Annotated in this window: 13 protein-coding genes; 7 read left to right on the top strand and 6 right to left on the bottom strand. The window is 73.5% G+C overall.

Annotated features, from left to right (window positions below):
* The first annotated feature begins 110 nt into the window (after nucleotides 1-110).
* From ACPYO4_RS10540 to ACPYO4_RS10530, 3 genes are read left to right on the top strand one after another with little or no spacing between them, the layout of a single operon-like run.
* A complete protein-coding gene (locus tag ACPYO4_RS10540; RefSeq protein WP_425709193.1) occupies nucleotides 111-1,394 on the top strand; it encodes a glycosyltransferase family 2 protein in 1,284 nt (427 codons plus the stop codon).
* Entirely contained in the window at nucleotides 1,391-2,491 is a 1,101-nt protein-coding gene (locus ACPYO4_RS10535; protein WP_425709192.1) for a glycosyltransferase family 4 protein, read from the top strand. Before ACPYO4_RS10540 ends, ACPYO4_RS10535 begins: the two co-directional genes overlap by 4 nt.
* Nucleotides 2,488-3,471 carry a lysylphosphatidylglycerol synthase domain-containing protein gene (locus ACPYO4_RS10530; RefSeq protein WP_425709191.1) on the top strand — a complete coding sequence of 328 codons (984 nt, stop codon included), beginning with the start codon at nucleotides 2,488-2,490 and terminating at the stop codon, nucleotides 3,469-3,471. Before ACPYO4_RS10535 ends, ACPYO4_RS10530 begins: the two co-directional genes overlap by 4 nt.
* Nucleotides 3,472-3,507: 36 nt before the next feature.
* Here the strand turns inward: ACPYO4_RS10530 and ACPYO4_RS10525 are convergent, their stop codons facing one another.
* Nucleotides 3,508-5,574: a SpoIID/LytB domain-containing protein gene (locus ACPYO4_RS10525; protein ID WP_425709190.1), complete on the bottom strand. Its 2,067-nt coding sequence runs from the start codon at nucleotides 5,572-5,574 to the stop codon at nucleotides 3,508-3,510.
* A gap of 173 nt (nucleotides 5,575-5,747) precedes the next feature.
* On the opposite strand from ACPYO4_RS10525, the gene ACPYO4_RS10520 reads away from it, so the two are divergent.
* Nucleotides 5,748-7,049, top strand: a complete 1,302-nt coding sequence (locus ACPYO4_RS10520; RefSeq protein WP_425709189.1) for a hypothetical protein — start codon at nucleotides 5,748-5,750, stop codon at nucleotides 7,047-7,049.
* A 67-nt stretch (nucleotides 7,050-7,116) separates the two neighbouring features.
* Here the strand turns inward: ACPYO4_RS10520 and ACPYO4_RS10515 are convergent, their stop codons facing one another.
* Both ACPYO4_RS10515 and rfbC read right to left on the bottom strand, forming a co-directional pair.
* A complete protein-coding gene (locus tag ACPYO4_RS10515) occupies nucleotides 7,117-8,073 on the bottom strand; it encodes a glycosyltransferase family 2 protein (RefSeq protein ID WP_425709188.1) in 957 nt (318 codons plus the stop codon).
* On the bottom strand, nucleotides 8,070-8,684 hold the full coding sequence (rfbC, locus tag ACPYO4_RS10510) for a dTDP-4-dehydrorhamnose 3,5-epimerase (RefSeq protein ID WP_425709187.1): 615 nt from the start codon (nucleotides 8,682-8,684) through the stop codon (nucleotides 8,070-8,072). The genes ACPYO4_RS10515 and rfbC overlap by 4 nt, the downstream gene beginning before the upstream one ends.
* Before the next feature lie 133 nt (nucleotides 8,685-8,817).
* On the opposite strand from rfbC, the gene rfbD reads away from it, so the two are divergent.
* Both rfbD and ACPYO4_RS10500 read left to right on the top strand, forming a co-directional pair.
* Entirely contained in the window at nucleotides 8,818-9,666 is an 849-nt protein-coding gene (rfbD, locus tag ACPYO4_RS10505) for a dTDP-4-dehydrorhamnose reductase (protein WP_425709186.1), read from the top strand.
* A 15-nt stretch (nucleotides 9,667-9,681) separates the two neighbouring features.
* The gene (locus ACPYO4_RS10500; RefSeq protein ID WP_425709185.1) at nucleotides 9,682-10,098 is read left to right on the top strand and encodes a hypothetical protein; all 417 of its coding nucleotides are present in this window, start codon (nucleotides 9,682-9,684) and stop codon (nucleotides 10,096-10,098) included.
* A gap of 24 nt (nucleotides 10,099-10,122) precedes the next feature.
* Here the strand turns inward: ACPYO4_RS10500 and ACPYO4_RS10495 are convergent, their stop codons facing one another.
* The 3 genes from ACPYO4_RS10495 to ACPYO4_RS10485 form a co-directional block, all read right to left on the bottom strand.
* Nucleotides 10,123-10,959, bottom strand: a complete 837-nt coding sequence (locus ACPYO4_RS10495; RefSeq protein ID WP_425709184.1) for a hypothetical protein — start codon at nucleotides 10,957-10,959, stop codon at nucleotides 10,123-10,125.
* A 92-nt stretch (nucleotides 10,960-11,051) separates the two neighbouring features.
* Nucleotides 11,052-11,921, bottom strand: coding sequence for a glucose-1-phosphate thymidylyltransferase RfbA (gene rfbA, locus ACPYO4_RS10490; protein WP_425709183.1), 870 nt, complete (start codon nucleotides 11,919-11,921; stop codon nucleotides 11,052-11,054).
* A gap of 4 nt (nucleotides 11,922-11,925) precedes the next feature.
* Entirely contained in the window at nucleotides 11,926-12,624 is a 699-nt protein-coding gene (locus tag ACPYO4_RS10485; RefSeq protein WP_425709182.1) for a TIGR03089 family protein, read from the bottom strand.
* 127 nt (nucleotides 12,625-12,751) lie between these two features.
* Here ACPYO4_RS10485 and ACPYO4_RS10480 point away from each other — a divergent pair, with 127 nt between their 5' ends.
* A complete protein-coding gene (locus tag ACPYO4_RS10480) occupies nucleotides 12,752-13,063 on the top strand; it encodes a WhiB family transcriptional regulator (RefSeq protein ID WP_425709181.1) in 312 nt (103 codons plus the stop codon).

The following is a 13,063-nucleotide window of genomic DNA, read 5'->3' as shown; positions in this document are numbered from 1 at the left end:
CGTCCCGGCCTCGCGCGGCCCCTACGGTACCCTGGCGTCGTTCCGGGCCAGCCCGACCGCTGCCTCGCGGGGCAGCCGCGGATGCGCCGCGACCGACACCCGAGGTACCCATGAAGCTGTTCGTCCAGATCCCGTGCCTGAACGAGGAGGAGACCCTCCCGCTCGTCCTGGCCACGATCCCGCGGGAGATCCCGGGGATCGACGAGGTCCACATCCTCGTCGTCGACGACGGGTCGACGGACCGCACCGTCGAGGTCGCGCGCAACCTCGGCGTCACGCACTTCGTGCGACACGCCCGCAACCAGGGACTGGCCCGCTCCTTCCGGGACGGCGTCGACTACGCGCTCGCGCACGGTGCGGACATCGTCGTCAACACCGACGGCGACAACCAGTACCCGCAGGAGGTCATCGGCGAGCTCGTCCAGCCGATCGTCCACAACGAGGCGGACATCGTCATCGGCGACCGGCAGACCGCGACGATCGCCCACTTCTCACCGTTCAAGAAGGCGATGCAGAAGGTCGGCTCCGACGTCGTCAACCTCGCCGCCGGCACGAAGCTGCCGGACGCCGCCTCCGGGTTCCGGGCGTACTCCAAGGAGTCGCTCATCCGGCTCAACGTCGTCACGCAGTTCTCCTACTGCATGGAGACGATCATCCAGGCGGGAAACAAGCGCCTGCGGATCGCCTCGGTGGCCATCGCCACGAACCCCAAGACCCGTGAGTCCCGGCTGTTCAAGAACATCTGGCAGCACATGTTCAAGTCGGGCACGGCGATCGTCCGCTCGTACCTCATGTTCAAGCCGCACGCGATCCTCGGCACCGTCGGTGCGATCCTGCTCATCGCCGGGCTCGTGCCGTTCGTCCGGTTCCTCGTCCTGTTCCTCATGGGCGACGCCGGGGGGCACGTCCAGTCCCTGATCTTCGGCACGGCGGCCCTCGTCGGGGCCCTGCTGAGCATCGCCCTGTCCGTCATCGCCGACCTGCTGCGGACCAACCGCGTGCTCATGGAGGAGAGCCTGGAGCGCGTGAAGTCGCTGCAGTACTCCGAGAACGCGATCGCGGCCCGGCTCGGCCAGCGGCCGACCGCCGTGACGGACGGGCCGTCGGTCGTGCTCGACGGGCGACCCGACCCGTCGTCGATGCCGGTCGGCTCGGCGGAGGTCCGCGGCCGGGCAGACATCGGGTCCGGTGCTACCGGCAGGCGCGAGCGCCTCGGTGAGGTCGCGCCCTCCGCGGACACCGCCCCCCGGGCGGACGCGCGCCCCGTGGGTGTGGCGCCCGGCGTCGACCGCAACGGCGTCCCGACGGACATCGGCGCCGGACCGGCACGTGCGAACGGCCACGACTACCAGGTGACGCCGGAGGAGCTGTCCCAGGGGCGTCCGGGCCGGTGAGGGTCCTCGGCTTCGGCACGTACGACACGTCCGTCCATCCCCGCGCCGGGGTCCTCCTGCAGGGACTCGCCGAGCGCGGCGCGACGGTCCGCGAGCTCGACCGCCCGCTCGGGCTGAGCACGGCCGACCGGGTCGACATGCTCCGCCGGCCGTGGCTGCTGCCCCGGCTCGCGGCCCGCCTGGCCTCCCGCTGGGCCGGACTCGTCGACGGCTCCTTCGCGTTCGCGGGCGAGCGTGCGCCCGACGTCGTCGTCGTCGGGTATCTCGGTCACTTCGACGTGCTGCTCGCGCGGGCGCTGTTCCCCCGGGCGACCCTCGTGCTCGACCACCTCATCTTCGCCGCGAGCACCGCCCGCGACCGCGGCGTCGACGGCCGGCTGCGCGGCGGGGCGCTCACCGCCCTCGACCGGGTCGCCACCGGCGCGGCGGACGTCGTCGTCGTCGACACGGAGGAGCACGCCGAGCTCGCGGCCCCCGCCGTGCGCGAGCGCACCGTCGTCGTCCCCGTCGGCGCCCCGGACGCCTGGGCCGAGGCCGGCCGGAACCGTGCCGGCTCCTCCGGCGGGACCCCGAGCATCGCGTTCTACGGCCTGTTCACCCCGCTCCAGGGGACTGTGACGATCGCCCGGGCGCTCGCCGAGCTGCACCGGCGCGGCACGGAGCTGCGGGTGACGATGGTCGGCACGGGCCAGGACCACGCCGAGGCCCGTGCCGTCCTCGCCGGCGTTCCCGGGATCGAGTGGCTCGACTGGGTCGCGCCCGAGAAGCTGCCGGACCTCGTCGCCGCCCACGACATCGGGCTCGGCATCTTCGGTGACACCGACAAGGGCCTGCGGGTCGTGCCCAACAAGGTCTACCAGTCCCTGGCGGCCGGCTGCGCCGTCGTCACCTCCGACACCCCGCCGCAGCGCCGGTTCCTCGGCGACGCCGCCCTCCTCGTCCCGCCCGGCGACCCGGCCGCGCTCGCCGACGCGCTCGGCGCCCTGATCGACGACCCGGCGGCGGTCGCCGACCTGCGCGCGTGGGCGAGCGAGCGCGCCCGCGACCTCACGCCGTCCGCCGTCGTCGGGCCCCTGTGGGACGTGCTGACCGCGTGAAGAAGATCCTCGCGGCGCTGCGGTCCCCGTGGGTGCGCGGACTGTTCCTCGTGGCCGCCATCGGGGCGGCCGTGCTCGCGGTCGCCAACCAGTGGGACCTCGTCAGCGACGCTCTGAGCCAGATGCCCTGGTGGATCATCGGGGTCAGCCTGCTCGTCTCGATCACCTACGTCGTGGCCACGATGCTCTCCTGGCGCGAGGTGCTGATCGACCTCGGCTCGCGACTCGGGCTCGCGCCCGCGGCGCGCCTGTTCTTCGTCTCGCAGGTCGGCAAGTACCTGCCCGGAGGCGTGTGGAACATCGTCGCCGCCGCCGAGATGGGCAAGGACATCGACATCCCGCGGCGCCGCTCGGTGTCCGGCATGGTCGTCTCCCTGCTGGTCTCCATCGTCACGGGCCTGGCCCTGGCCGCCGGGGCCGTGGCCTTCGACCCCGCGGTGCGCTCCGAGGTCGGCTGGGTCGTCTGGTTCCTGCCGGTGTTCGTCGTCGTGCTGCTCCCGCCCGTGCTCAACAGGATCCTCGGCGTCGCCCTGCGGCTCATCCGCCGACCTCCGCTCGAGCACCCGCTCTCGGCGGGCGGCGTGCTCAAGGCGTCCTTCTGGGCGGTCGTCGGCTGGCTGCTCGCGGGCACGCAGGTCTGGCTCATCGCCACCGCCGTCGGGCTGGACCCGACCCCGGGGACGTTCGCGCGCGCCGTCAGCGGCTACGCGCTGGCCTGGGTGGTGGGGTTCCTCGTCGTCGTCGTGCCCGCCGGGGTGGGCGTGCGCGAGAGCATCCTCGGCATCATGCTCGCGGGGCTGCTGAGCTCCGGCGGCGTGCTCGTCACCGTGCTCATGTCCCGCGTCCTGCTCACCGTCGTCGACCTCGGGCTCGGCCTCGGCACGGGGGTACTCGTCAGGCGCCGAGCCCCCGACGACGCGGCGCAGGTGCCGGTGGACGAGGCCGGGCCGGTCCCGCCGGAGAGCCCCACCGAGCGCTGAGGCGGGTGCGGCGGCGCAGCGGCGCGGGGCCCCCGGTTACCAGGTCTCGACGCGGTGCACGCCGAGGGTGTCCTCGGAGTCGCCGTCCCAGTCGCCGACCACGACCGAGTCGCTCGCCCGCCCGTAGTCGAGCTCGATGTCCGCGACGCCGGTGGTCAGCTCGTTGCGCACGAGGTAGGTGTTGCCGCGGCGGACCGCGAGCGTGTCGATCCCGTCGCCGTCCCAGTCGCCCACGAGCACCACGTCGCCGGCCCGGCCGTAGGTCAGCTCGCGGTCGGCGGGGCCAGAGGCGAGGGAGTTCGCGATGAAGAACCGGTTCCCGCGCCGCACGGCCAGGGTGTCGACGCCGTCCCCGTCCCAGTCGCCGACGAACACCTCGTCGCCCGCGCGGCCGTAGTCCACCACGGTGTCCGCGACCCCGGAGGTCAGCGCGTCACGCAGGAAGTACGTGAAGCCGCGGCGCACGCCGAAGCTGTCGACACCGTCGCCGTCCCAGTCGCCCACGAGCAGCGCGTCGTCGGCGCGGCCGTAGTCGAGGACGGTCGTGCCGACGCCGGTGTGGTCGTCCGCCAGGGTGAGGCGGTTGCCGTCCCGCACGCCGACCGTGTCGGTGCGGTCGCCGTCCCAGTCGCCCGCGAGCGGGGAGGACGTGGCCGCGCCCAGGGGGACCTCGTGGTTCGCCCACGCGCTCCAGGCGTCGTTGAGGAAGAACACCGACGGGTGCTCCTCGGGGACGGGGCGCCACCAGCTCGAGCGCATCCCGAGGCGGCGGGCGAACTCCGTGCTGACGTCGACGCTGCCGGTCGTGCAGTCCAGCCGCAGGCCGGTGATGCGCCCGCCGAGGTCACCCCGGCCGTCGCGCGCCGTGACCACCAGGGCCTCCACCCGGCCGCCCGCGGCACACCGGGCGTCGACGTCGGTCGCGGCCAGCGTGGTCGACCAGCTGGTCACCGGGTCGCCCGGCGCGGTGCCGGACCACGGGTCCGGCCGGGCGACGAGGTAGGGGCGCGAGCCCGCCACCGAGTAGCCGCCGTTGGAGGAGGAGAACTGCGTGAAGGCGGGGCCCCACGCGCCCCCGGGCGTCGTCTGACCCTCGAGGATCCGGCCGCGGGTGGAGGCGATCGCGGCGTCAGTGCGCGGGTGCTCGTGGCCGGTGACCCCGCCGGTGGCCGTCACCGCGGCGCGGCCGGCGTAGACCTGGCAGGACGTCGTGTCGCACAGGTCGTACGTGCCGCCGCCACGCGTCTCGTGCCGGGCGTACGTGCGGGCGGCCACCGACTGGGCCTCGAGCGCGGCGGGGTGCCAGGAGGCCGGCGACTCGCGGGGCACCACGGAGCGCAGGTAGTCCTCCATGGGCACGTGGTTGACGACGTCGAGGGTGGCGGACGTCGGCTGCACGGCGGCCTGGCCGCGGTACCAGGTGCCGCCGCCGGTCGTCGAGGTTCCCAGCACCACGCCGTCGTTCGTGGCGAGCGTGACCGGAGTCGGCGTGGTCGTCGACCAGCCCACGCTGCCGCCCCGGGTGGCCCGGTGCTCGAGGCGGAACCCGGTCGACGTTCGGGTGACGGTGAGCCGCCCGCCGGTCGGCACGCCGAGGTTCGCGCCGCCGGCGGTGGCGCGCAGGGTCTGACCGGACGGCGCCCAGGCCGTCATCGAGGTGCGCCCCGAGAGTCCGAGGAGCCGGATGCGCATCGTGGGGTCACCGATGTTCGCCTGCCGGGTACCGGGATAGTAGAAGGCGAGGATCGAGGAGCTGGAGACGCCCTGGAGGGCCGCACCCTGGGCGCCCCACTGGGACATCCCGATGCCGTGGCCCCAGCCGTGGCCCTCGATCTCCCAGGTGCCGTCGGCCGGGCGCGGGTAGACCTCGGTGGCGGTGGTGCTCGCGTCGGCGGACGCGTCGGGCAGGGCGCCGGCGTCGGGCGCGCCCACGCCGTCGGGCGACCCCACGCCGTCGGGCGAGGCAGCCCCGTCGGTGGTGGCGACGCCGACCGGTTCTACGGGGTCGGGCGTCGCGACGGCGGCGGACGGGAGGGCGAGCAGCGCGCCCGCGGTGGCGAGCGCGAGCCACGCGGTGGCACGGCGACGACGGGGGAAGGACATCGTGAGCTCCTCAACGAGCGGGACGACCGGTCGGGCGTCACCTGCAGGATTGTCTCCCACCGTGGCGCCCTGTCCAACGGTTCCGTGAAACTCGTCCGGATGTCAGTGTTCGCCCATACTCTCCTACCGTCCGGCGACGTCGGGTCGCCGCACCGAGATCGGAGTCGTCTGACATGAGATGGAGAACGGTGGCCTCGGCCGCCGCGGTGGCGATGCTGGCCGGTGCCGGCCTCGTGGGCGCAGGTGCACCGGCGGTCGCCAAGGGTGGCGATGTCGGCGGCTCCGGCCAGGAGTACTTCCTCAACGACCAGTGGACAGCGACCGCCAACATCAGCTTCACCTACGGCGCAGCGAGCGACGAGGTGTACGTCGGTGACTGGGACGGCAACGGCACGGACACCTTGGCGATCCGTCGAGGCGCGACCTTCCACTTCAGGAACACCAACTCGAGCGGCCCGGCCGACGTCCAGGTCACGTACGGGCGCCCGGGGGACACGGTCCTCATGGGTGACTGGGACGGCAACGGCACGGACACCTTCGCGGTCCGTCGTGGCGCCGAGTACCACGTGCGCAACGAGCTGGCCGGCGGTGCCGCCGACCGGATCTTCATGTACGGCCGGTCGAGCGACACGGTCCTCGTCGGTGACTGGGACGGTAACGGAACGGATACCTTCGCGGTCCGTCGTGGCGCCGAGTACTTCGTGCGCAACGAGCTCGCCGACGGCTGGGCCGACGACCAGGTCGTCTACGGCAGGCCGGGGGACGCCGTGTACGTGGGCGACTGGGATGGCGACCGTAGGGACACGTTCGCGGTGCGTCGAGGTGCGGAATACTTCGTCAAGAACTCGATCTCGGCTGGCGCGGCCGACCTGACGCTCGTCTATGGCCGCACCACCGACGTCACTCTCGTCGGAGACTGGAACGGCGACGGCACCGACACCCTCGGCGTCCGGCGCGCAGCAGCGTCCTCGACGCCTCCATCGGCGGGGGCGCGCACGTTCGGGGACGGCACGCACTCGGTCGGCCGCAACGGCGTGGCGCCAGGGACCTACCGCTCGACGTCGACGGACGGCAGCTGCTACTGGGCGCGGCTCAGCGGATTCTCCGGCTCGGACTCCGACATCATTGTCAACGGCTTGGGCGTAGCTCGTCCGATCGTCAGGATCGAGTCCGCCGACGTCGGCTTCGAGAGCGACTGGTGCGGTACATGGGTGCCGGTCGGTCAGACATATCCGGCGAGCCCGGCGACTCGTTTCGGTGACGGCCACTACGTCGTCGGCGAGCACATCGCACCCGGTACGTACCGTACTTCCGGGGGCGAGTACTGCTTCTGGGAACGGCGAGCCGGTTTCAGCGGAGAGTGGGACGAACAGCTCGGGTGGGGTGGAGGAAACGGTGCCCAGACCGCCACCATCCGGTCCAGCGACCAGGGTTTCGTGACCAGCGGCTGCGGCACCTGGACGCGTATCGGGTGACCGCGAGCGCGAGCGCGAGCGCGGGCGCGGGCGCGGGCGTCGGTGTCAGGCTGCCGCCCGCGCCGAACTACGTCGGAGCGGGACCGGTGCGGCCGAGCACTCCGTCGGCCACACCGCGCATCATCCTCCGAAACCGGTCGATCCGGCCAGGGACGACCAGGGAGTTGAACGCGACGTACTTGCCCAGCCACACCGCGTAGCCGACCGCCCACGCCGGCGGCAGCAGCCCGGAGCGCAGGAGCAGCACCGTGTTTCGGGCGAGGAAGTAGGTGCGGAAGGCGGAGTGCACGTGCACCTCCTGGGCGCGACCCGGGAGCTTGACCAGGCTGTCCCCGAGCGAGTGGTCGAGCCGCGCGGACGTCACGGCGAGCAGCCGGTAGCCCGCCCGCCGGGCGCGCAGGCCCCACTCGAGGTCGACGTGGTCGATGAACCAGTCGTCGTTCATCGCCCCCACGTCGTGCAGCGCGGCCGCCGGCAGCAGACACCCCGACGCGATGAGGAAGGCGGCGTCGATCAGGCCGTCGTCGTCCACGTCCGTCGGCAGCGCACGCCGGGGCCCCCACCGGCGCGGGACGTACACCAGCTCCTCGGAGGCGGACCGCACGTCGCCCGCTACCGGCCCCACCGCCCCGACGGGCCCCCGCCCCTGCTCCGCCCCGCGCTCGAGGCCGGCGAGCAGCTCGGGGACCATGTCCGGCGCGGGCAGGGAGTCCTGGTCGCTGAGCAGCACGTGCGTGGCCCCGGCCGACACCGCCCGCTCGATCCCGACGTTCTGCGCGTGCGCGATCCCGGTGTTCCCGCCGAGCGCGACGAGCTCGGCGCCGCGACGCTCGCACAGGTCCGCGAGTCCCGACCCGCCCGGACCGTTGTCGACGACGACGACACTCGCGCACTGCTCGCCGAGCCCGGCGACCAGCGGGTCGAGCCGGTCGAGGTCGGGGGAGTAGGTGACGACGACGGCGCACACCGCGGTCGACGTCGGGGCCGGGGTGTCGCCCCCAGGGCGCACCGGCCCGGCGCTCACCTCAGGCTCGCGTAGAAGTCGGCCGCCTCCTGGGCCGTGGGCAGCAGCCCCTGCTCGGCGACCTCCTCGAGGGTGGGCGCCGCCGAGTCCTTGTCCGAGAGCAGGAGCTCCATCGGGTTCCCGGCGCGGTCCGTGGTGGGCCACTCGATGCCGATCTCCGGGTCGAGCGGGTGGATGCCGTGCTCGCGGCCCGGAGCGTACTGGGTCGAGCACATGTACACGGCGGTCGAGCCGACCTCGAGCGAGCAGAACGCGTGGCCCAGCCCCTCGCCCACGTAGATGGCGCGCCGGTCGACGTCGTCGAGCAGGACCGAGTCCCACTGCCCGTACGTGGGCGAGCCGACCCGGATGTCGACGACGACGTCGAGGAGCGCCCCGCGCGGGCACCACACGTACTTGGCCTGCGACGGTGGCAGCTGCGCGAAGTGGATGCCGCGCAGCACGCCGGCGGAGGACACCGAGCTGTTGGTCTGGGCGAGCTCGAGGCGGTGCCCCACGACCTCCTCGAACGCGCTGGCCTTGTAGGCCTCGAAGAAGGTCCCGCGTGGGTCGGTGAACTGCTTCGGCGTGATCTCGTAGGCGCCGTCGACCTTCAGCTCGCGGATCTCCATCGCCAAGTCCTTCCGTCGCGCGGGTGGTGGGCCCGGCCGGGCCGCGTGCCGGGCCAGCCTAGTCGCCCGGCGCGCCACTACCCTGGCCGTGGTCGACGCGCGGAGGGGCCGGGCGGGCCGAGGGAGGCACGACGTGCGCTGGATGGTCACCGGGGCGGCCGGGATGCTCGGCCAGGATCTCGTCCGCCTGCTGCGCGAGCGGGGCGAGGACGTCACGCCGCTCGGCCGCGACGGCCTCGACATCACGGACCCGACGCTGGTGGCCGAGGTCGTGCGGGACGTCGACACGGTGGTCAACTGCGCGGCCTGGACCGCCGTGGACGACGCCGAGGACGCCGAGCCCGCGGCCTTCCGGCTCAACGCGGTCGGCCCGCAGCTGGTCGCCCGCGCCGCCGCCGCTGCCGGCGCCCGCACCGTCCAGGTGTCCACCGACTACGTGTTCGACGGCGTCGCGAGCGCCCCGTACCCGGCCGACGCGCCCATGGCGCCGGCCTCCGCCTACGGCCGGACGAAGGCCGCGGGGGAGTGGGCCGTGCGCGCCGAGGACCCGCGCGCGCTGATCGTGCGCACCGCGTGGCTCTACGGCGCGGGCGGGTCGTGCTTCCCACGGACGATGGCGCGCCTGGCCCGCGAGCGCGACTCGCTGTCGGTCGTCACCGACCAGGTCGGCCAGCCGACCTGGACCCTCGACGTCGCCGACCTCGTCCACCGGCTCGGCACCGCCGACGCCGCGCCGGGCACGTACCACGCGACGAGCTCGGGCCAGGTGAGCTGGCACGGCTTCACGCGGCTCGTCGTCGAGGCGCTGGGGAAGGACCCGGCGATGGTGGGGGAGACGTCGTCGGACGCGTTCCCCGCGAAGGCGCCGCGCCCCGCGTACTCGGTGCTCGGGCACGAGACGGTGCGGGCCGCCGGCGTGGAGCCGATCGGCGACTGGGCGGACCGCTGGCGTGCGGCCGCCCCCGAGGTCCTCGGGGCCTGAGCCGTGCCCCGGCGCGTGACCGCCGACCCGGCGGTGACGGCGCTGCTCGAGGTGTGCCTGACCTGGGCGTTCCGCTCGGTCGGTGTGACCGTGGCCGTGTCCGCCGCGGGTCCGACGCCCGGTGACCATCCGGACGTGCGGGTCGCCGTAGGAGGACCGCGCCTCGACGCCCCATTCGAGTACGTGCGGAGTCTGGTCGGGAGCATGTCGGCGAGCCACGCGGCAGCCACGATCTTCGACGACGTGCAGAACTACCTGGACGAGGGCGAGCTGTACGGGGTCCCTGTGCCGCCCTGCGACGCCCACCCGGGGCACCCGGCGAACCTCGACGCGCACGGCATGACGGTCCGTCTGCGCTGCAGTGTCGAGCCCGGGAGCTGGTTCGAGGACTTTCCGGGGCAGCTCGACGTGGGCGTGGTCGCGCAGCAATGATGCGCGCTCCCGCGCAGAGGGCCGTCAGCGCCCGACGACGACGAGCCGCAGCTCGCCCGGGTCAGCGCGGCGGGGCGTGACCCGCAGCGCGCTGAGCGGCGCGCAGGCGGCGATGCCGATGCCGATCAGCTCGAGCAGCTCCTCGGTGTGGATGAGCTCGGACAGGTAACGGTTGTGGACGTCCGGCGCGAGCGTGACGAGCTCCCCGGTGAGCATCTCCACGCCGATCGCGCCCGCGAAGAACACGAGGATGCCGGTGACCATCAGGCGGCGGGCGGTCCGCGGCAGCCGCAGGCCGCACACGACCACCCCTGCGACGACGGCGATCGCCAGCGGGATCCCGAGCACGAGCCAGACGTAGTTCAGCGAGGCGTCGATGCCGATCCGGTCGACGACCAGGGGCAGCCGCTCGTGCAGGCTCGAGGCCTCGTCCACGGCGAACGCGGCGAGCCCGAGCGCGAGCAGCCCCCAGGGCCAGGCGGCCCCGGTGCGCTGCCGGCGCACCAGCCAGGCGCACACCCCGCACAGCACGGCGCCCGCCGTCATGAGCATCGTCGACCAGGTGGTGGCCACCGAGCTCTCGAGTGCGACGTCGAAGATGTGGTGCCACTCGCCGCCGCCGTAGAACAGCCCGCCCCGGGTCCACCGCGTGGGGATGTAGCTGGCGATCGTCACCAGGACGGAGACCACGGAGATCGCCACGGCGACACGTCGCCACGGCGGGACGACGAGGTCGGTCGGGTCCTGCGCCGCGGCGCCGGCGGGGCCACGCACCTCGTCGACGCCGTGCGGATCGGCGGAAGGGACGCGCGTCGGCGAGGGCGCCGCAGCCTCGAGGTGTCCCGCAGGCGTCGTCACCATGAACGACATCCCAGCACGACGTCATGAGAAAGTCATGACAACCGGGGGAGAGGCGCGTCAGGCGTGTCGTCCGCCGCCCCGGCGCCGGTACCTCAGCGACCGCGCTCGATGATGCCGAGCAGGTACTCCCCGTAGCCGGACTTGCGCAGCGGCTCAGCGCGCTCGCGCAGCTCGTCGTCGGTGAGGAAGCCCATGCGCCAGGCGACCTCCTCCGGGCAGCCGACCTTGAGCCCCTGCCGGGCCTCCACGGTGCGGACGAACGCGGTCGCGTCCGCGAGGGAGTCGAACGTGCCCGTGTCGAGCCAGGCGGTGCCGCGCGGCAGGACCTCCACCGACAGGCGGCCGGCCTCGAGGTAGGTGCGGTTGACGTCCGTGATCTCGTACTCGCCGCGGGCGGACGGCTCGAGGTTCTTCGCGATCTCCAGCACGTCGTTGTCGTAGAAGTACAGGCCCGGCACGGCGAAGGAGCTGCGCGGCCGCGCCGGCTTCTCCTCGATGGAGACGGCCCGGCGGTCCTCGTCGAACTCGACGACCCCGTACGCCGTCGGGTCGGCCACGTGGTAGGCGAACACCGCCCCGCCGTCGACCTCGGTGTTGCGGCGCAGCCGGGTGCCCATGCCCGGGCCGTAGAAGATGTTGTCCCCCAGGACGAGCGCCGCGTGGTCGGTGCCGACGTGGTCGGCGCCGAGGACGAACGCCTGTGCCAGGCCGTTGGGCTCCTCCTGGACCACGTAGTCGAGGTTGATCCCGAACTGCGAGCCGTCGCCGAGCAGGCGCTCGAACTGGGCCCGGTCGTGCGGGGTGGTGATGACGAGGATGTCCTGGATCCCCGCCAGCATGAGCGTGGTGAGCGGGTAGTAGATCATCGGCTTGTCGTAGACCGGCACCATCTGCTTGCTCACGCCGATGGTGACGGGGTGCAGCCGGGTGCCGGCGCCGCCGGCCAGGATGATTCCGCGCATCGCCCTAGTCTGCCGCCTCCAGGCTCGCCCGCTCCACCTCGGCGAGTCGCGCCGCCTCCTCGGCGTGCGTCCCCGGCGCCAGGAGGACCGCGGAACCGCGGGCGAGCCAGGTGCCGAGCACCCACGGGACGTCCTCGGCGGTCCCGGTCGCCACGCGCGCGAGACGTGCCCCGGCGGCCAGGCCACGCCCGACGTCGAGGCCCCGAGCCAGCGTCGGGTCGTCCTCGACGGGGGACGGCGGGAGGACGAGCTCGTCGGGCTGGGCGAGGGTCTCCGCGGCGGCGTCGAGGCTCCCGGAGGGCAGGTCGCCCGGCCACCGCATCGCCAGCGACGGCGCGGCGAGCGCGAGGACCCCGGCCCCACCGGCCAGGGCCGACGTGGGATCGTGGGTGACGACGCCCAGGGAGCCCACGGTACCGGTGGTGCCGGGCACGGATCCGCCGCCGGTCAGGTCGGGGGTGACACCCACCAGGAGGGCGCCGAGCGTCCACAGGGGCGCACGCCACGACGGCGGGAGGTCGATCGTCAGGGAGTCGCCGGGCTCGGCGTCCAGCTCGTCGCGCAGGAGGCCCCCGATCTTCTGGGCCCACTGGCGGGCGACGCGGCCGGAGACCTCGAGCCGCCCCTCGGGGCCGTAGGCGGTGAGGGCGGGCGCCGCCCCGAGCGAGGCGAGGTGGTCGTCGACCAGCAGGGCATCGTGCACTTGACCAGGCTACGTCGGCGGGCGACACGCCGGGCGACGCGCCGTGATCCTGCTCCCTCCCCTTGACTGTGCACGGATGACACGGGTGTAATTCACGCCAACGGCGGCGACAGGAGCATTGACGATCATGTGGAACATCCTGGGTGACGGACCCTTGACCACGTCCTGGGAGGACACCGACCTCTCCGGGCTCGAGCACCTCGACACCGGGGGCGAGGGCCCCCTGTCCTGGCAGGACCGCGCGCTCTGCGCGCAGACCGACCCCGAGGCGTTCTTCCCCGAGAAGGGTGGGTCGACCCGGGAGGCCAAGCGGGTGTGCTCGTCGTGCGACGTGCGCGCCGAGTGCCTGGAGTACGCGCTGGAGAACGACGAGCGGTTCGGCATCTGGGGCGGGCTCTCGGAGCGCGAGCGCCGCCGCGTCAAGCGCCTCGCCGTCTAG

The organism is Georgenia sp. Z1491 (assembly GCF_049856175.1).
Classification (GTDB): Bacteria; Actinomycetota; Actinomycetes; order Actinomycetales; family Actinomycetaceae; genus JB111.
Note: the sequence above shows the minus strand (reverse complement) of the source record. Positions and strands in the feature narration are given on the sequence as shown.